The sequence below is a fragment of the Streptomyces alkaliphilus genome, from assembly GCF_014141535.1.
GTDB classification, from domain to species: domain Bacteria; phylum Actinomycetota; class Actinomycetes; order Streptomycetales; family Streptomycetaceae; genus Streptomyces; species Streptomyces alkaliphilus.
Genome location: NZ_VKHT01001594.1, coordinates 1 through 659, shown reverse-complemented (window position 1 = coordinate 659; position 659 = coordinate 1). Strand labels below are relative to the sequence as shown.

1 protein-coding gene is annotated in these 659 nt (G+C 77.4%); it reads right to left on the bottom strand.

Translation table 11 applies throughout. The annotated features are described in order from the left end of the window. Nucleotides 1-28 precede the first annotated feature (28 nt). Complete coding sequence (locus tag FNQ90_RS25860) at nt 29-649, bottom strand: type II secretion system F family protein (RefSeq protein WP_182608523.1); 621 nt, start codon at nt 647-649, stop codon at nt 29-31. Nucleotides 650-659 lie beyond the last annotated feature (10 nt).

Below are 659 nucleotides of genomic sequence, written 5' to 3'. Positions count from 1 at the left end.
GGGCAGGGGCGGGTCACCGTGCCGCCGCTCACAGGAGCGTCCTGGCGAGCCCGACCACCACCGGCGCCACACCGATCAGGAGGAAGGCCGGCAGGAAGCACAACCCCAGCGGCAGGGTCAGCAGCACGCCCGCCCGGTGGACCCGGGCCCGGGCGGCCCGCCCCTCCCGGGCCCGGTGTTCGGAGGCCAACAGCGCCACGGTGCGCACCACGGGGGCCCCGGAGAGGTCGGCCAACCGGAGCGCCCGGGCCAACCGGGCGGCGTCGGGGATCTCCCCGAGCCGGGGCCACACCCGGTCGGGGTCGCCGCCCAGCGACAGTTCGGCGGCGGCACGGCGCAGCGCGGTCGCCAGGGGCCCGTCCAACGCCGCTCCCACGGCCGCGGCGGCGGCCATCGGGGAGGCACCGGCCGCCAGACAGGCCGCCAACAGACCGGCGGCCTCGGGGAGCCGGGGGTCGCGCCGGACCCGACCGGACCCCAATGGCCATCGCGCAGCCGTCCGGCCGGCGTCGCCGACACCGGATCCCCCCGGCCGCCGGAACGACCTTCGCCGGCCGCCGCGCGGCGCCGCCAGGGCGGCGATGATCAGGACACCGACGACGCACAGCAGGAGGGCCGCCGCGCAGATGATCGGCGTTCTCTTATACAAATCTGACTAT